The organism is Polaromonas sp. P4_H1, assembly GCF_056400945.1.
This window is the reverse complement of record NZ_JBFUKG010000012.1, coordinates 96,059-112,821: the sequence shown is the minus strand read 5'-3', so window position 1 is coordinate 112,821 and position 16,763 is coordinate 96,059. Positions and strand designations below refer to the sequence as shown.

The following is a 16,763-nucleotide window of genomic DNA, read 5'->3' as shown; positions in this document are numbered from 1 at the left end:
GAAGACAGACCTGTCGATGCACGGGAAATGCATCAGACAGGAGCTAGACGGTCTGGGAGGTCAGAGGCGGAAGCAGCAGTTCCGGATGGCTACAGGAGGCGCGGTGGTGCGCTGCAGATGAGGCGCCTGCAGCGGCGCTTTGGAAAACACCGGGAGGGCGACCTGCAAACTGAAATCCGCAGGCAAGGCGCCAAGGGCCACGGGTGATGGCAGCTCATGCTTGTCGGCAGACTGCTGGCTTGTCTGGCAGTGCGCATGACACAGATTGGGTTGCTCGTCGTCCATGCTGAGCTGCATGAACTCGTCGGCGCAGGGCATGCCGGCTTCGGCCATTGCGGCCGCTTCGGCAATTCTTGATCCGGCACCGGGACAGACATAACCAGCCACCGCCAGCTGCATGAACAGCAGGTTGACCAGTGCGAAGAGCACTGTGATCAGACGGTGGCGACGGTTTCGGATCATGGCTTAAGTTTAATGGACATGCGACTGGCGGTTCACGAGAAAGTTCCATCCAGAATGATTGACTTTCTGAGAAAGCCCGTCGGTTGATTATTGACAATATTCAATTGCCGATAGCTGGCCAATGACTGTTGTTGGCCGAAAGCAGTCGGCCAGTCACCAAACTCCATCGACCGCTTCCGTTTAGGTTTGTTCGATACCTGCCCGCGTGACACACTCGTGACGTGATGCCCGTGACTGGAGGGCAGGTGTCGAACAAACCTCGAGGGAGGAAACCGCGGCGAACGTGGCGGTGTCGGTTGACGCTATGGCGATTGCAGGCGTGCGGTGGCACGGTGATGGTGCGCTCGATTGGCGCGCAGGCTCTCGGCGACGAGGCGAATGAAGGCAATGGTGCGCCAGGTGGCCTTCGACAAGATCGTACTCACGCACGGACGTAAGGGTGCAACGCGCCGAACGCGAGCTGACCGTGCCGACGCGTGAAACGTCGACGAACTTGAGATGCGCTGGCAGCGAGGAGCGTTCATGGCGTGGGTCGATGAGGTGGCGCGCGGATCGTCTCGCCGCGCGTGAAGGTCAGCACGATGGTCATCGCGTGGCCGCAGTGCGGGCAGACGAAGGTCGGTCGCGCTGTGTCCTGCGATTCGTCGCTGGGTTGCGGATCCTGTAGTGGCACTTGCAGTAATTGACGTGCGAGCGCCAGGCGGGCGGTTCGGTTGCAGTTGGCCAACAGCCCGTAATGGCGGATGCGGTGGAAGCCGCCGGGTAGCACGTGCAACAGAAAGCGGCGCATGAACTCGCCAGCATCGAGCGTCATGGCCTTGTAGCGGGTGTGACCCTTGGCGCGGTAGTCCTTCCATCGGAAGGTCACGCCGCGCTCATCAAGCGCGATGAGGCGGCTGTTGGAGATGGCCACACGGTGCGTGTAGCGCGACAGGTACGCCAGCACCGCCTCGGGTCCGGCGAACGGGCGCTTGGCGTAGACCACCCACTCGCATTGGCGCAGCGGTGCCAGCCAGCGGGCGAACGCCTCGGCGTCGGCCAGCGGCTCGTGCTCACCGAAGAATTGCAGCCGGGCATCGCGATGCGCCTGTTGCAGCGCTTCGAGGAAGCGCCGACGGAACAACCGGGACAGCACACGCACCGGCAGGAAAAACCCCCGCCGGCAGGCGATCCAGTGTTCGCCTTCGCTCGCCAGGCCGCCACCTGGGACGATGCCGTGCACGTGCGGGTGGTGCGTCAGCGCCGAACCCCAGGTGTGCAGCACCAGAGTTACGCCCAGGCGAGCGCCAAGGTGCTTCGGATCGCCTCCAATGGTCAAAAGGGTCTCTGCGGCGATGTCGAACAGCAAGCCGTAGACGACTGCCTTGTTGCAGTACGCGATGTCGGCGATAGGCGCCGGCAACGTGAAGACAACGTGGTAATACTCCACCGGCAGCAGATCGGCGGTGCGCGCTTGGAGCCAACGCTGGGCCGCGCTGGCCTGGCACTTCGGGCAGTGCCGGTTGCGGCAGGAGTTGTAGGCGATCTGGTCGGTGCCGCACCCGTCGCAGCGCAAGACATGCCCACCCAATGCCGCGCTGCGGCACTGCTCGATGGCCGACATGACCTTGAGCTGGGCCAGGCTCAGGTGGCCACGCTGAGCCTGACGCCAGGCGGGTCCATGGAGGCGGAAGATGTCGGCGACTTCCAGAGCTGCGTGGCCCACGACCGCAGGCTTACGACGACGGCAGCGTCTCCAGTGGGCTGATCACCGCGCGCAGCACCTCGGTGGCCACGTGGGTGTACAGCGCGGTGGTCTCCAGCCGCTTGTGGCCCAGCAGCACCTGGATCACCCGGATATCGACCTTCTGCTCCAGCAGGTGCGTTGCGAAGCTGTGGCGCAGCGTGTGCATTGATACGCGCTTGTCGATGTGGGCGGCGTCGGCGGCCAGGTGGATCGCGCGATTGAGTTGCCGGGTGGACATCGAGTCCATGGGGTTGAGCCCCGGAAACAGCCAGCCATTGGGCAGGATCTTTCCTTGCGCGTGGCCCACCCGCCACCATGCCCGCAGCCGCTCGAGCAGCACGGGCGAGAGCAAGGCATAGCGGTCCTTGCGACCCTTTCCTTGCTCCACGCGCAGCGTCATGCGCTCACTGTCGATATCGGTGACCTTCAGCGCGCAAACTTCGCTGGCACGCAGTCCGGCCCCATAGGCCACGGACAACGCCGCCTGGTACTTGGGGTTCGGTGCGGCGGCGATCAGACGAGCGACCTCGCCGCAGCTCAGCACCACCGGCAGCGGGCGCGGTTGGTGCACTGGCTGCACCTTGACCATCAGCTCGGCGTGGCCCAGCGTCACATCGAAGAAGAACTTCAGGCCACTGAGCGTGGAGTTGATGGTCGGCGGGGACGTGCCGGTGTCGACCATGTGCAGTTGGAAGGCCCGAAGGTCCTCGGCGGTGGCGGTGTCCGGCGATCGCTTGAGAAAGGCGGCGAGCCTGCGTACAGCGCGGATGTAGTGGATCTGTGTCTTGCCGTTGAACTTCCGCATGCGCATGTCGTCGATCATGCGTTGCCGCAACGGGGAGACGGAAGGCGTCAATGAGCTCATGGTTCAACTCCAGTCGAAGAGCGAGGCGGATTGCCTCACCCGTCAACTTGGCAGAACCAGCGGCGGAACGAATAACCACGATGTCGTCGAAGCGATTACCGCGCGAGCGGTTTAGTCCTACGCTGCTTTGCGGTCCGTCTCGTCTCTGACCGCTCAGGGTCGACGAAGGTAGTCCGCCAGTAACTTGAGCCTGCCAGCTGCCGCCTGCCATCATCAGCGGCAGTGGTCAGAACTTTCCTCCAGCGCCCGCACCCCCTCTTGGGTGGCGATACCGGGGTTGGGCCCGTTGCGAACTGCCGCCGCCGCGGCATGGGCGGGCGGGTACTGCATTTCATGGCGTTCCCGCGGGAATCCACCGAAATCGTGAAGGGTGTGGGGGTGCGACTGGCGTCGTGGCGCGTCAGACCACGTAGCGCGGGGTGGTGTCGCGCCCTTGCTCGAAGCGCGTCTGGCACACGATGCAGCGTGACGCGCTCGGCTGCGCCTTCAAGCGCTCGAAGGGAATGGGCTGGCCGCAGTCGATGCAACTGCCATAGCTGCCGTCGGCCATGCGCTCTTGCGCCTGCTGGATGGCGCGCAGCTCTTCCTCGTCACGCTGCAGGTCGACATGTTCGAGCCCGTGACGGAAACGCTCTTCCGCGTCCTCGCCCGGGTCCTGCACCTCGCGCGCGGTCGCGGGTGGTCGCTCGGCGGCCGCCTCCCTGGCCGCGCGCACATCGACCTGCAACTGCGCGTCGCGTTCGGCGAGGGCGCGGCGCAGCAGGTCGAGCTGTTCGTTTTTCAGGGTCGTCATGGTCGGGTGCAGCAAATGTAAATGTCGTGCCTGTCAGGTGGCTCCAGCGCTACCGGCGACCGGCGACCGGCGACCGGCGACCGGCAGCACGATGCCTGTGATGTAGACATAGCATACAGGTGTGGCGAAAAAACGTACACCGACGAGAGTTTCGCCAGCGAAAGTGGCGCGTGATTTCATAAATCGGGTCACGAAGCAAAAATCGATATGCCATTTCGGCGCATTTTTCCAGGGCTGTTGAGTCCTTTAACGGTCGGACACCTTAAAACCGCCGGAGTTCCAGACCGGGCCCGACCGCAGCATGTGGCTGGGCGCCTGCACAGTCCGACGGCTAGGCCTTCCTCAGGTAGCAGGCTTTCAGCATGAAGCTGCCGGCGTCCATTTTGCAGTCCACCTCATGGTCGCCGCCGACCAAGCGAATGCTTTTGACCTTGGTTCCCATTTTGAGGGTGATGGACGAGCCCTTGACCTTCAGGTCCTTGATGAGCACCACGGCGTCGCCATCGGCCAGCACGTTGCCATTGGCATCCCTGACCATGGCGTCTGCGCCGTCATCAGCGTCCGCGGCCTCCAGCATGGGCCATTCATGGCCGCAGTCGGCACAAACATAGTTGTCACCGTCAGGGTAGGTGTTCTCCAAAGCGCACTGGGGGCAGGCTGGGATGGTGGGCATGATTCCGTTCAAATCGCAGGTGGTTGAGACAACCTGAAGTATCCATCACGGGCCGGGGCGACCCCTGCCTGCCTGCTTTGTAGAGATCTCTGACCAGGCCGAGCATTCGTATTCATACTAGCCCTATCCGCTCGCCGGGCGTACGATGGCACAAGGCATGTCACTGGCGGAATCGAACCATCTGGCACGGAGGCTTTTTTGAAGAGTCGGGGCAGATGTGACTTTCCCCAGTCGACACGCCGCCTCGGTGATCGAACTGGAGGACAAGATGCGCTACCTACTTATTGTGCTTTGGATACTGCTTGGGTCGGTGACTTCGGCCATTGCCCAGGTGAGCATCGGGATCCACCTGCAGTTGTTCCCGGATCTCGTCCGGGTGCCGGGCTACCCGGTCTACTACGCTCCGCGACTGAATTCCAACTTCTTCTTCTACGATGGCATGTACTGGGTATACCAGTACGACACCTGGTACGCGAGCTCCTGGTACAACGGGCCCTGGTGGTTGGTGGAGCCTCAATTTGTGCCGCTGTTCATCCTGCGAGTCCCGGTGCGCTACTACCGGGTTCCGCCTGGGTACTTTTATGGGTGGCGGCCCGATGCGCCGCCGCGCTGGGGTGAGCACTGGGGCAATGAGTGGGAGCGGCATCGGAGAGGATGGGACAAGTGGAACCGGAGTGCTGTTCCAGCGCCCGCCCCGCTGCCTGTCTACCAGCGGCAGTATTCAGGGGATCGGTATCCCCAGGTGGTGGCGCAGCAGCAGGCCCTGCACAACCGAAATTACCGTTACCAGCCGCGCGACACCATAGTGCGGCAGCACTATCAGGGTCAGGGGCTGGCAGCGCAAAAAGCGCCCGCGCCTTCTCAGCGGGAACAGCCGGGAGCGCAGCAAGAGAGGCAGAGAAGTGCCAGGCAGCAGGATATCCAGCGGCCTGATCAGCCACCGCCGCTGCAGCAGCAGGGTCGGCCGGCCACCCCACGTTCACAGCCGCCGCAACGGGGAGGCGAAGAGGATCAGCGGGCAGCCCCCGGCCAGATCCATCCTCAACAGAGAGGCCCGGCAATGCAGGATCAGCGTCGGCAGCCACCGCAAGGGGCAGCCCCGCATGAGCAGCAGGCGCCAAGGGCAAGCCAGGAAAACGCTCCGAAAGGCAAGGGAGCGCCGCAGGAGCCAAGGCGCAAGCAGGGACAGGGAAAAGACCGCGACAAAGACGAGGATCGAGGCCAGGAGCGCAGATGAGAAGTGGACTGCACAGCTCAAGGCGGTGCGCCTGCTGCTCGGCCTGATCAAGGTGAACCAACCACTGGCTGCTGCGCTACTGGCAGGCGCCATGCCACAGGGCCGGGCAGCCCGGTGACGAAGTCAAGGGCGCCTCCACTCCTTCACCCCTCCTCTGCGGATGCGCCGGGCATGGCCGCAGCACCGCTGCGCGAGGCTTGCGCGACGCACCGATGTACGGCAAACTCCAGCGAGCCTGGGGAAGCCTCGGGCGGAGGGAGTGGCCATGGAATCCTTGCTCACTGATGAACGGCTGTATTCCAACACGGCCGGCGAGCCTCATTTTGCCCACCTGCAAATCGGCCGGTCCACCCGTCACTTTGCGCCGTCCGCCCCGCCCTTCGGCGTGTCTGAATTGACCGCCGTCTCCCGCTGCGGATTCCTGCGCGTGCCGGCCGGATTTGTCGGCGATTTGCCTCCCTCACCCCTGCACATGCGGATCTTCTTCCTTAACGGTGAAATGGAATTCGAAGCAAGCGATGGCGAACGCCGACGCCACGTCCCGGGCAACGCGCGGTTGCTCGAGGACACGACAGAAAAAGGACACCGCCGCCGGGTGCTGGGGGCCGCCGACGCGGTTCTTGCGGCTGTCCAGCTGTGCACCAAGGTTTTTTCAACGAGGAGGACTCCATGGGTAATCGCTTTTTACGTCTGGCCGTTATTTATCTCTTGCTTGGCGTATCGCTGGGCATCGCCATGGCCGCAAGCCATAACTACACGATGCGACCGGTTCATGCCCATCTGAACCTGCTGGGCTGGGCCAGCATGGGCTTGTTTGGGCTGTGGTATCGGTCTGCGCCTGCGGCGGCCGACACCCGGCTGGCCAAGGTTCATTTCTGGCTGCACAACCTCGCCCTGCCGGTCCAGATGATCACGCTGGCCATGTTTATGGGCGGCAACCAGGCCGTGGAACCGGTGCTGGCGCTGGCCTCGGTGGTGATCGGCGTCGGCCTGGTGTGCTTCGCGATCAACCTGTGGAAGCACACCGGTAGCTGACGCAGGTCGGCATGCGCACCACCGACTGGTGAGGCCTCCTGTGAACAGGCCCTGGCCCCAATACGGTTCAATTAAGGATCCGTGAAGCTCCCGCCCCTTCCGGGGAGGGCTGGGTGGGGGCCAGCGACGACCAGGTAAGCACGGTGGCCCGACGCCCACGCCGTGAGCCCCCATCCCGGCCTTCCCCCAGCGGGGGAAGGAGATGACACCTCATGCTCCTTCACGCGCTTTTGCACCGTTGAACGAATTGCCTAGGCTGCAGCCCGCTTGCGCAACGTGGGCAGCCCTACGCCGGCAGCGTCGAAGCCGCCGTCCGCGGCCAGGACCTGGCCGTTCACATAACTCGCGGCCGCACTGCAGAGGAAACCGGCGACCGACGCGATCTCCTCGGTTGTGCCGTAGCGATTCAGCGGAATTGCATCGTAGTAGTCCGAGCGGATGGCCACGCTGTGAACCAGCTTGGCCATCTCGGTCTCTACGGGGCCGGGAGCGATAGCGTTCACACGGATGCCGACATTGCCCAGCTCAACGGCCTGCTGCTTGGTAAGGTGAATGAGCGCGGCCTTGCTGGTGCCGTATGCAACGCGCAGTGTGCTCGCGCGCAGGCCGGAGATGGACGCGATATTGACAACGCTGCCACCGCCCGTTTTTTGCATGACCGGTGCGCAGGCCTGGGTACACAGAAACGCACCGTCAAGGTTCGTCGCCATCACGCTGCGCCATTCCTCAAAAGTAGTTTCGGCAATGGGTTTGAACACCGCCACACCGGCGTTGTTAACCAACGCGTCAATCCGGCCGAAGGCAGCCCCTACCTTGTCCACGGCAGCTTGCACCTGCTGCGGGTCGGACACGTCACAGTGGACGGCGAGCACGTGATCGTCATTCAGCCTGGCGGCCGTCTGGGCCAGCGTGTCGCCGTCGATGTCGAGCAGTGCGACCCGATGTCCGTGTTCCAGGAACCACTGACCAATCGCCAGGCCGATGCCGCGCGCACCGCCGGTGACCACGGCCACCGGCATTGATGAATTATCAGACGTCATGAGATGCTCCATTAAAAAAGATGATCACTTGTTATTGCTTACTCGCTTGCGTACTGGCCGGCAGCCATTCTTCCAGCGTGACCTCAAACGTCATGCAGATCGAATTGAAACCGGCCACGAATGGCCCCCATAGACGTTGCCTTCGACATCCGCGACAACGCCCGAGAGAGATGCCCTGAGCAACCCGTCGTCTTGCGAACGTACTTCACCAGCGAGGCTGACGAGCTCAACAGCCGGCCTCTTGATCTGCTGATAGGTGCCATCCTGGCCGGCGCCGGGCCCCGCTAACCCGACGTGTCCAGCTGGCGGTAGAGCTCGTTGGCACGCGTCAGGTGCTCCCGGATGGCAGTCTCCGCCGCTTGTGGATCGCGCGTGGCGATGGCCTCGACGAGTCGCGCGTGTTCGGCCAGGGTCAGCTGTTCGGCACCGGGCGCACGGACGAAGGGGTGGTAATACTCGATCGCCCAGCCGAACAGGGCCTCGAGGATGGCGGGGAAGATCGGGTTGCCGCTGATGCGCGCAATCTCGCGGTGAAAAGCCATGTCGAGCTGGATGAACTCGTCGACCTTGCCGACCGAGGCCCGGTGTTCGGCCAGCCGCTCCCGCAGCCGCGCAATGTCGTCGTCCGTCGCGCGCTCGGCGGCCACGCGGGCCATGCCCACTTCCAGAAAGACGCGCGCGTCTTTCAGGTGCTCCAGCATGTCGGGCTGGCTGTGCAGCAGGTGGCGTGCGCCGCCGGCGAGCTGCTCGATCAGCCGCCCGGCCGTGGGGATGACAACACGCGCCCGCTCGCCATGGGTGATCTCGACGATGCCCGAGCGCTCCAGCGCCTGCAGCGCCTCGCGCACCGCCGGCCGGCCCACGCCGTAAAACTCCATCAGCTCGCGCTCGGAAGGCAGGTGGGCACCGGGCGGAATTTCGCCGCTGCGGATCCGCTCCAGCAGCCGGTCGAGCACTTCCTGGTACAGCTTGCGGCGCTGAATCTGTTCGGTGGTCATGGTGGCGGGTATGAAGGGGAACGAAAAACTTCGGGCGGGGTGAGCTTTTAATTATCACTTAGTCGAGTAATCAGTCGAGCAATCAGTAGAAGGGTTAGTCGAGCAAGCGGCCGGCGCGCACGGCGCCAAAAAACGAGGCCGTGCCCATCTGGCCGCCCTTCAGCACAATCTCCAGGCCGTCGCGTTCGCGCCGCTCGGACCAGGCCTTGCACAACGGTGCGCCCGGCGCGAGCCCGGCCACCACGCTGAGCGCGGTGATGTCGAGTGCGCTCGCCACCTCACCCGAACTGTCGCCGCCAGCCACCACAATGCGCTGCAAGGGCGCCCGCTCGAGCAGCCGCCGCATCACTTCGGCCAGGCCGGCACCGACACGCTGGGCCGCCTCGCCGCGCGCCAGGCCGGCTTGCGCCGCCGTCGCATCGAATTGCCGCACCGCCGCATCATCGGGCCCGGCGGCCGAATACACCAGCGGGCTGGCGCCCTGCGCTATCGCCCCCACGGCCGCGGCCACCACGCGCTCAATCTCGGCCTCGCTCTCGCGCGCGTCGAGCAGGCGCGCCAGGTTCAGGCGCTCGGCCTGAAAGCCCTGCCCTTGCGCCCAGGCGATCTGCGCCGCCGTCACCGGCGAACAACTGCCGCTGACCACGGCGATCACCGGCACGGGCGCCGCCACCGGCAGCGAGGGCTGCTCCGGCAGCAGGCCCTGGCTGCGCCAGTGCGCGGCCAGCGCGTACTGCAGGCCGGACGACGAAGCGGTGAACAGGCCACGGCCGCGCTGCGTCCAGACCAGCCGGCCGGCCGCAGCCAGCGTTTCTTCGTCAAGCACGTCGATCAGCACCACCGGCACATCGGCGCCAGCGAGCGCCTGCACGCGGGCGGCCGCGTCGCCGGTACGCAGCTGCACCATATCGATCAACTCGCTGCGGCGCGGTGTCTGCGCCGCCAGGTGCAGGCGCAGGTCAGCCTCGGCCATGGGTGTGACCGGGTGGCGCGACATGGTCGGGTGCCGGTCCAGGCGGTAGCCGACGCCGTCGACCGCCGCGAACAGGTTGCCAAAGGCCTGATAGCGCTTCAGGCGCGGCGCGCCGACCACCATGGGCGACCAGCTGCCGGGCATCAGCGGCACGCCGAGGTCGATGGCGCGGCCGATCGAGCCGACCGCGGGTGAGGAGTCGAAGGTCGAGCAGACCTTGTATTGCAGGATAGGCGCGCCGAGTTTGGCCAGGCTGGCGAAGGCCTGCGGCAACTCGCGGTCCATCCAGTCCGGGCTGCGGCCGCGCGACTGCCCGGCCAGGCCGACGCAGCGCACCTCAGGGAATCGCTTCAGCCAGTCTGCCGTGGGCGGGCGCAGAAACAGCACGGTCGGTACACCGGCGGCCGTAAAGGCCTCCATCACATCGGTGGAGCCGGTGAAATCGTCGCCGTAGTAGGCGAGCAGCAGGCCGTCTGGCCAGCGTTGATCGGCCACGGGGTTCACCAGAACTCGAGCGCGCTGCGCAGCTCGGCATGCGTTTTGGCATGCTCGTGCAGCGGCGTGCCGGCCATGGCCGCCTCCCAAGCCTGGCGAAAGGCGCTGACGCCGGCGGCGATGCCGCCCGGGTGGCCGAAGATGCCCCCGCCGGCGGCATGGATCAGGTCCGCGCTGCCGAGCGCGGCATAGGTGCCGGGCGCCTGCAAGCCGGTCTGACCCGAACTGAAGACCGGCATCGCCGGCATCGGCTGATGCGCGAACAGCGGCTTGAGCACCGCGCGCGCGGCGGCAATCACACTCGTGTCGGACTCGCTGAACTTGTTGGCCAGGCCGTTGACATGCAGGTGGTCGGCGCCCGCCAGGCGCCAGATCTGGTGCCATGGCGCAAAGTCCCAGCCCAAGGCCGGGCTGCGCGAGAGATAACCCCAGCCGCAGCGGTGCGCATGGATGGGCAGGCTGGCATGGCGGCGCAGCTCGAGCAGGCCGACGAGGCCGATGGAGTTGAGGCTGGCCATCACGCAGGTGCCGCCCAGCGACTGCACGAGGTCGTGGCGGCGCCGCATCTGGTCCAGGTCGCCGGTCAGGTTGAAGGCCACCATCACCTTGCGCCCGTCGCGCTGGGCCGCGTCGTTGACCACCTGCATCACGGCGCGCACACGCTCGTCGAACGGGCAATGCGGCCCGTCGGCCTGCAGCTCGTCGTCCTTGATGAAGTCGATGCCGCCGGCTATCAGCTGGCGCACCTGCTCAGCCGTCTGCGCGGCGTCCAGGCCGACGCTGGGCTTGATGATGGTGCCGATCAGCGGGCCCTTCGCCACGCCGGACAGGCGCCGCGTGCCGTCGATGCCGAAGGCCGGGCCGGGGTAGGCATCGGCGAAGGACGCTGGCAGTTTCAGGTCCAGCACGCGCAGGCCCGACACCTGGCGCAGCTCGAACAGGTTGCCGGCGATGGTCGACATCAGGTTGGGCAGCGAGGGGCCAAGGTTCTCGATCGGCCACGACAGCTCCAGCGTGCAGCGGGTGTAGACCTTGGCCGGCGTGGCAACCGGCAGGCTGGGCTGGCCAACCTGCTCCAGCACCTCGAGCCGCTCGATGCGCGCGCCCGAGCGCGCCTTCAGGGCCGGCGTCTCGTTGGGCAGCGTGATGAAGGTGCCGCTGGACTGCTCGCCGGCAATCACCTCGGCGGCGTGCCGCGGGTCATCGCCGGTTTCCAGCCAGTAGGTCGCGTGAATGCGTTCGCTCATGGGTAATCCTTCAATTCGGCAGCGCCTGCACGATGGCGTCACCGAGCTCGCGGGTCGTGGCGCGGCCGCCGAGGTCGGGCGTTCGCGGTGTGCTCGCCGTGCCCAGCACTTTCTCTATCGTTCTGACAATCATTTGGCCTGCCTCTATCTCGCCCAGGTGTTCCAGCATCATCGCGGCCGACCAGATCTGGCCCATCGGATTGGCGATGCCGCGGCCGGCGATGTCGGGCGCCGAACCATGCACCGGCTCGAACAGCGAGGGGTAGGTTCGCTCGGGGTTGATGTTGCCCGACGGTGCGATGCCGATGGTGCCGGTAACCCCGGGGCCGAGGTCGGACAGGATGTCGCCGAACAGGTTGCTGGCGACCACCACGCCGAAGCGCTCGGGCGTCATCACAAAACGCGCGGTGAGGATGTCGATGTGGTCCTGGTCGGCACGCACATCCGGGTACTCCGCCCGGATCGCGGCAAAACGCTCATCCCAGAACGGCATCGAATAAAACAGGCCGTTCGACTTGGTGGCCGAGGTCACGTGCAGCTTGCCGCTGCGGCGTGCCAGCTCGAAGGCATAACGCATGATGCGGTCGGTCGCGCGGCGCGTGAAGACCGACTGCTGCACCACGATCTCGTGCTCGGTGCCGGCATTCTGCCGGCCGCCGATCTGCGAGTACTCGCCTTCGCTGTTTTCGCGCACGACCCAGAAGTCGATCGGCTGCTCGCGGTCGCGCACCGCCGGTGTCATGCCCGGCATCAGGCGCACCGGCCGCAGGTTCACGTACTGCTCAAACGCGCGGCGGATCGGGATCAACAGGCCCCAGGCCGAGACATGGTCCGGCACACCGGGAAAGCCGACCGCGCCGAGGTACAGCGCGTCGTGGTCGCGCAGGCGCGCCAGGCCATCGTCCGGCATCATGCGGCCGCTGGCCTTGTAGGTCTCGCAGCTCCAGTCGAAGTGCTGCTGCTCGATGCCAAAGCCGAAGCGCGCCGCCACGGCCTCAAGCACGCGCAGGCCCTCGGGCACGACCTCGCGGCCTATGCCGTCGCCGGGAATCACGCCGATGCGGTAGGTCTTCATCGTGAACGGCTTCAGATGCAGCGGCCGCCGTCGACTTCGAGCGCCACACCGGTGATGAAGTCGGCTTCGTCGCTGGCCAGAAAGGCGGTCGCCTTGGCGATGTCAATCGGTTTGCTCAGGCGGCCCAGCGGGATCGTCGCGATGATCTTGCGGCGCACTTCCTCGCTGTCCGCGCCGGGCAGGAAGTCGGCGAGCAGGCCGGTCTCGCCCATCACCGGGTTGATGGCGTTGACGCGGATCTTGTCCGGTGCCAGCTCGACCGCCATGGCCTTGGTCAGCGTGATGGCCGCGCCCTTGGTGCCGGCGTACCAGCTCAGGCCCGGGCGCGGGCGCAGGCCGGCGGTGGAGGCGATGTTGATGATGACGCCACCGCCCTGCTGGCGAAACAGCGGCACCGCATGGCGCGCGCCGAGGTAAATGCTTTTCACGTTGGTCGCATAGACGCGGTCGAAAGTCTTCTCGTCGGTCTCCAGCATGGGCTGGTTCTTGTGCGTGGTGCCGGCGTTGTTGACGAGGATGTCCAGGCGGCCGAAGCGCTTGACCGCGGCGGCCACCATGTCGGCGACCGACGCGTCCTGCGTCACGTCGACGTGCACCGCAATCGCCTGGCCGCCGCCCGCCTCGATGGCAGCGGCGACCTGCTGCGCCGCCTCGGCGCGCAGGTCGGCCACGACTACCTTGGCGCCGAGTTCGGCGAAATGTTTCGCAATGCCTTCGCCAAAGCCGCCACCTGCGCCGGTGATGATGGCCACGCGGTCCTGAAGTTTTTTCATGTCTCTTTCTCTCTCTCTGTCCTGAAGGGCTAACTTAAAAGGTTCAGCCGTGCTTGATGGCAATGGTCTTGATGGTCGTGAAACCACGCATGCCCTCGAAGGCCTTCTCGCGGCCATAGCCCGAATGTTTCATGCCGCCGAAGGGCAGCTCGATGCCGCCGCCCGCGCCGTAGTTGTTGATAAAGACCTGGCCGGCCTCGATGCGGTGCGCAACGCGCAGCTGGCGCGCGCCGTCGCGCGTCCACACCGCGGCCGTCAGGCCAAAGGGCGTGCCGTTGGCGATGTCGACCGCTTCGTCTTCGCCGTCAAACGTCATGGCCGCCAGCACCGGGCCAAAGACCTCCGACTGCGCAATCGTGTGCGCGGCCGGAACGTCATCGAGCAGCATGGGCGGAAAGAAGAAGCCGCCTGAAGGCGCGCCAGGCGCAAGCCGTGCGCGCGCCGCCACCCGCACGCCGTCGCCACGCGCCGCCTCGACCATGGTTTGCACACGCTCCAGCTGCTTGCGGTTGATCAGCGGGCCGCAGTCAAGGCCCTGCAGGCCGGGGCCGGTAGACAGCGCCTCGAAACGTTCCTTCAGCAGCGCCATGACCTGCGCATGAATGGCGCGGTCTATCAGCACCCGGCTGCCGGCGGCACAGGTCTGGCCGGCGTTCTGCACGATCGCGTTGACCACCACCGGCAGCGCCTGCTCCAGGTCGGCATCGGCGAACAGGATTTGCGGCGACTTGCCGCCGAGCTCCAGCGTCACCGGCACATGGTTGACGGCGGCCGCCTGCGCAACGGCAGTGCCGGTCTGCGGCGAACCGGTGAAGGAAATATGGTTGATGCCGGTATGGCTGGCGAGCGCCGCACCGGCTTCGATACCCAGGCCGCAGACGATGTTCAGGGCGCCCGCGGGCAGACCGACCTCCAGGGCCAGCGCGGCGATGCGCAGCGGTGTCAGGCAGGCGTCTTCGGCCGGTTTCACGACGCAGGCATTGCCCGCGGCCAGTGCGCCGCCGACCGAGCGGCCGAAGATCTGCGCCGGGTAGTTCCACGGAATGATGTGGCCGGTGACGCCATGCGGCACCCGCGCGGCCATCACGGTCGTGCCCTGTGCATACGGAATCATTTCGCCGTGCAGCTTGTCGGCCGCACCGCCGTAATACTCAAAGTAGCGCGCACAGGCCGTGATGTCGGCCTGCGCCTGCTGGATCGGCTTGCCGGTGTCGCGGCACTCCAACTCCGACAGCGCGGCGTGGTGCTGCAGAATCAGCGCCGACAGACGCATCATGATGCGGCCGCGCTCGGTGGCCGTGGTACGGCCCCAGGCGCCGTGGAAGGCGGCCCGCGCGGCCGCCACGGCGGCGTCGATGTCGCGGGCGTCGCTGCGCGGCAAGCTGGTGAAGACCTCGCCGTCGGACGGGTCGAGCACGTCAATGGCCAGCCCCGAGGCGGCGGCGCAATGCTCGCCGTTGATCAGGTTGCGCTGGGGTGCAAGCGGATTCATTTCTTTCCTTTGATGTGAGATCGGATGGAGGGGAAGAAGGGGGAAAAGGCGGTTTATTTGAAGCCCAGCGCGCGCGGCAGCCAGGTGCTCAGTGCCGGGATGAAAGTGATGACGACCAGGATGGCGGCGTGAGCGACGAGGAAGGGTTTGAGTTCGCGCACCAGCGCGGCCAGCGGCACCCGCGAGACGTTGGAGGTCACGAACAGCAGCCCGCCGACCGGCGGCGTGATCATGCCCAGCGTCAGGTTGTAGATCACGATCATGGCGAAGTGCACCGGGTCTACGCCCAGCTTGAGCGCCACCGGCGCCAGGATCGGCACCAGCACCATGACGCCGGGCAGCGGCTCAATGAAGATGCCAAACAGCAGCAGGAAGACGTTGACCACGATCAGGAAAACGGTGGGCGTGAAGTGCTGCGCGATCATCCATTCGGCCAGCGTCTGCGGCAGCCCTTCGATGGTCAGCACCCAGGCGAAGGCCGCCGACAGGCCGATGATGATCAGCACCGAGGCCGTCAACAACGCCGAGCGCTCCAGGATATTGGGCAGCGCCTTCCACTCCAGCGTGCGGTACACCCATTTGCCGCAGACCAGCGCGTAGAAGACCGCCACCACCGACGCCTCAGTCGGCGTGAACCAGCCCGCGCGCATGCCACCCAGGATCAGCACCGGCAGCAGCAGCGCCGGCAACGCCTTCACGCTGGTGCCGACGATTTCGCGCCAGCCCGGATGCTCGCCGTCGCCGCGGTAGTTGCGCGCCGTTGACACGCGCCAGTTGACGATGCACATGCCGACCGCGATCAGCAGGCCCGGCAGCAGCCCGGCCGCAAACAGCGCGCCCACCGACACGCTTTCGTCCTGCAGCGCGTAGATGATCATGATGATGGACGGCGGGATGATGGGCCCGACGATGGCGGTGGCCGCCGTCAGCGCCGCGGCGTAGGCGCGGTCGTAACCGGCCTTGTCCATCATCTTGATCATCATCGAGCCGGGGCCGGCGGCATCGGCCAGCGCCGAGCCGGAGATGCCCGAGAAGAACGTCAACCCGACCACGTTGGTGTAGCCCAGGCCCCCGCGTTTGTGGCCGACGAACTGGCTGGCAAAGCGCAGCAGCACTTCGGTGAGCGAGCCGCCGCTCATGAGTTCGGCCGCGAGGATGAAAAACGGCACCGCCATCAGCGGGAAGCTGTCGATGCCGGTGAAGGTTTCCTTGAGCAGCACAAACAGCGGGTAGTCGCCGCCCAGCAGCAGCGAGGTCAAGGTCGACAAGCCCAGCGCGAAGGCCACCGGCACCCCGACAGCCAGGTAGGCGCAGGCACTAATCAACAGGATGAGGCTTGCGCTCATAGCGATGCACTCGCGTTGGCGTCAAAGTGCGCGTCCGAGGCGAAGACACGCTCACGCATGTAGCCGCGCACGACCAGCAGCCAGTGCGCGATCAGCAGCACCCCGCCGATCGGCATGGCCGCATATATCCAGGCAAAGGAGATCTGGGTGGCTGCCGTGGTCTGGAACTGGGCGCGCTGCAGGTAGAGCCAGCCGTACCAGACCATGAAGGCAAAGAAGCCGAGCAACAGCAGCGCGATCAGGCAGCGCAGCGCCACGGCCAGGCCGCGCGGCAGGCTGTCCTGCAGGTTGTCCACCGCAATGTGCCCGCCGTAGCGCAGCACCGGCCCGGCGCCCAGAAAGGTCAGCCAGATCATCAGGTGGCGCGCGACCTCTTCGGCCCACTCGATGGATTCGTTGGTGAGGTAGCGCAGCCCCACGTTGGCGAAGATGATCAGCGCCATCACCGCCAGCAGCACAATCAGCACCCAGCGGTTGCCCGCCAGCAGCCAGCGTTCAAAGGTGTCCATGCCGGGCTCCTGGTGGACGTGCGG

Annotated in this window: 18 protein-coding genes; 4 read left to right on the top strand and 14 right to left on the bottom strand. The window is 65.8% G+C overall.

What is annotated here, in order from left to right:
* Nucleotides 1-60 precede the first annotated feature (60 nt).
* From AC1DS5_RS16585 to AC1DS5_RS16565, 5 genes are all read right to left on the bottom strand, one after another.
* The gene (locus AC1DS5_RS16585; protein ID WP_477719345.1) at nucleotides 61-462 is read right to left on the bottom strand and encodes a hypothetical protein; all 402 of its coding nucleotides are present in this window, start codon (nucleotides 460-462) and stop codon (nucleotides 61-63) included.
* A gap of 520 nt (nucleotides 463-982) precedes the next feature.
* The gene (locus tag AC1DS5_RS16580) at nucleotides 983-2,167 is read right to left on the bottom strand and encodes an IS91 family transposase (RefSeq protein ID WP_477719344.1); all 1,185 of its coding nucleotides are present in this window, start codon (nucleotides 2,165-2,167) and stop codon (nucleotides 983-985) included.
* 10 nt (nucleotides 2,168-2,177) lie between these two features.
* A complete protein-coding gene (locus AC1DS5_RS16575; protein WP_477719343.1) occupies nucleotides 2,178-3,053 on the bottom strand; it encodes a tyrosine-type recombinase/integrase in 876 nt (291 codons plus the stop codon).
* A 400-nt stretch (nucleotides 3,054-3,453) separates the two neighbouring features.
* Entirely contained in the window at nucleotides 3,454-3,846 is a 393-nt protein-coding gene (locus AC1DS5_RS16570) for a TraR/DksA family transcriptional regulator (RefSeq protein WP_477719342.1), read from the bottom strand.
* A gap of 331 nt (nucleotides 3,847-4,177) precedes the next feature.
* Nucleotides 4,178-4,519: a zinc ribbon domain-containing protein YjdM gene (locus tag AC1DS5_RS16565; protein WP_477719341.1), complete on the bottom strand. Its 342-nt coding sequence runs from the start codon at nucleotides 4,517-4,519 to the stop codon at nucleotides 4,178-4,180.
* 217 nt (nucleotides 4,520-4,736) lie between these two features.
* On the opposite strand from AC1DS5_RS16565, the gene AC1DS5_RS16560 reads away from it, so the two are divergent.
* The 3 genes from AC1DS5_RS16560 to AC1DS5_RS16550 all read left to right on the top strand — a co-directional run bounded on the left by AC1DS5_RS16560 (nucleotide 4,737) and on the right by AC1DS5_RS16550 (nucleotide 6,791).
* A complete protein-coding gene (locus AC1DS5_RS16560) occupies nucleotides 4,737-5,756 on the top strand; it encodes a hypothetical protein (RefSeq protein ID WP_477719340.1) in 1,020 nt (339 codons plus the stop codon).
* A gap of 265 nt (nucleotides 5,757-6,021) precedes the next feature.
* Nucleotides 6,022-6,540 carry a cupin domain-containing protein gene (locus AC1DS5_RS16555; RefSeq protein ID WP_477719339.1) on the top strand — a complete coding sequence of 173 codons (519 nt, stop codon included), beginning with the start codon at nucleotides 6,022-6,024 and terminating at the stop codon, nucleotides 6,538-6,540.
* Nucleotides 6,516-6,791 carry a hypothetical protein gene (locus AC1DS5_RS16550; protein WP_477719338.1) on the top strand — a complete coding sequence of 92 codons (276 nt, stop codon included), beginning with the start codon at nucleotides 6,516-6,518 and terminating at the stop codon, nucleotides 6,789-6,791. The genes AC1DS5_RS16555 and AC1DS5_RS16550 overlap by 25 nt, the downstream gene beginning before the upstream one ends.
* Before the next feature lie 251 nt (nucleotides 6,792-7,042).
* Here AC1DS5_RS16550 and AC1DS5_RS16545 read toward each other — a convergent pair whose 3' ends face one another.
* Complete coding sequence (locus tag AC1DS5_RS16545; protein ID WP_477719337.1) at nucleotides 7,043-7,831, bottom strand: SDR family NAD(P)-dependent oxidoreductase; 789 nt, start codon at nucleotides 7,829-7,831, stop codon at nucleotides 7,043-7,045.
* Nucleotides 7,832-7,951: 120 nt separating this feature from the next.
* Between AC1DS5_RS16545 and AC1DS5_RS16540 the strand changes: the two genes are divergently transcribed.
* Entirely contained in the window at nucleotides 7,952-8,119 is a 168-nt protein-coding gene (locus AC1DS5_RS16540; protein WP_477719336.1) for a hypothetical protein, read from the top strand.
* On the opposite strand, the gene AC1DS5_RS16535 is transcribed toward AC1DS5_RS16540, so the two are convergent.
* The 8 genes from AC1DS5_RS16535 to AC1DS5_RS16500 form a co-directional block, all read right to left on the bottom strand.
* Nucleotides 8,116-8,829: a transcriptional regulator NanR gene (locus AC1DS5_RS16535; protein WP_477719335.1), complete on the bottom strand. Its 714-nt coding sequence runs from the start codon at nucleotides 8,827-8,829 to the stop codon at nucleotides 8,116-8,118. The genes AC1DS5_RS16540 and AC1DS5_RS16535 overlap by 4 nt on opposite strands.
* A 94-nt stretch (nucleotides 8,830-8,923) precedes the next feature.
* Nucleotides 8,924-10,297, bottom strand: a complete 1,374-nt coding sequence (gene oiaK / locus AC1DS5_RS16530) for a 3-oxo-isoapionate kinase OiaK (RefSeq protein ID WP_477719334.1) — start codon at nucleotides 10,295-10,297, stop codon at nucleotides 8,924-8,926.
* Between the two features lie 5 nt (nucleotides 10,298-10,302).
* Complete coding sequence (locus tag AC1DS5_RS16525) at nucleotides 10,303-11,544, bottom strand: ribulose-bisphosphate carboxylase large subunit family protein (protein WP_477719333.1); 1,242 nt, start codon at nucleotides 11,542-11,544, stop codon at nucleotides 10,303-10,305.
* Nucleotides 11,545-11,554: 10 nt separating this feature from the next.
* Complete coding sequence (locus AC1DS5_RS16520; RefSeq protein ID WP_477719332.1) at nucleotides 11,555-12,619, bottom strand: tartrate dehydrogenase; 1,065 nt, start codon at nucleotides 12,617-12,619, stop codon at nucleotides 11,555-11,557.
* 11 nt (nucleotides 12,620-12,630) lie between these two features.
* Nucleotides 12,631-13,392, bottom strand: a complete 762-nt coding sequence (locus AC1DS5_RS16515; RefSeq protein WP_477719331.1) for an SDR family oxidoreductase — start codon at nucleotides 13,390-13,392, stop codon at nucleotides 12,631-12,633.
* Nucleotides 13,393-13,435: 43 nt separating this feature from the next.
* Entirely contained in the window at nucleotides 13,436-14,884 is a 1,449-nt protein-coding gene (locus AC1DS5_RS16510) for an aldehyde dehydrogenase family protein (protein WP_477719330.1), read from the bottom strand.
* Nucleotides 14,885-14,937: 53 nt separating this feature from the next.
* Entirely contained in the window at nucleotides 14,938-16,230 is a 1,293-nt protein-coding gene (locus tag AC1DS5_RS16505) for a TRAP transporter large permease (RefSeq protein ID WP_477719329.1), read from the bottom strand.
* Nucleotides 16,227-16,739, bottom strand: coding sequence for a TRAP transporter small permease (locus tag AC1DS5_RS16500; RefSeq protein ID WP_477719328.1), 513 nt, complete (start codon nucleotides 16,737-16,739; stop codon nucleotides 16,227-16,229). Before AC1DS5_RS16500 ends, AC1DS5_RS16505 begins: the two co-directional genes overlap by 4 nt.
* Nucleotides 16,740-16,763: the final 24 nt, after the last annotated feature.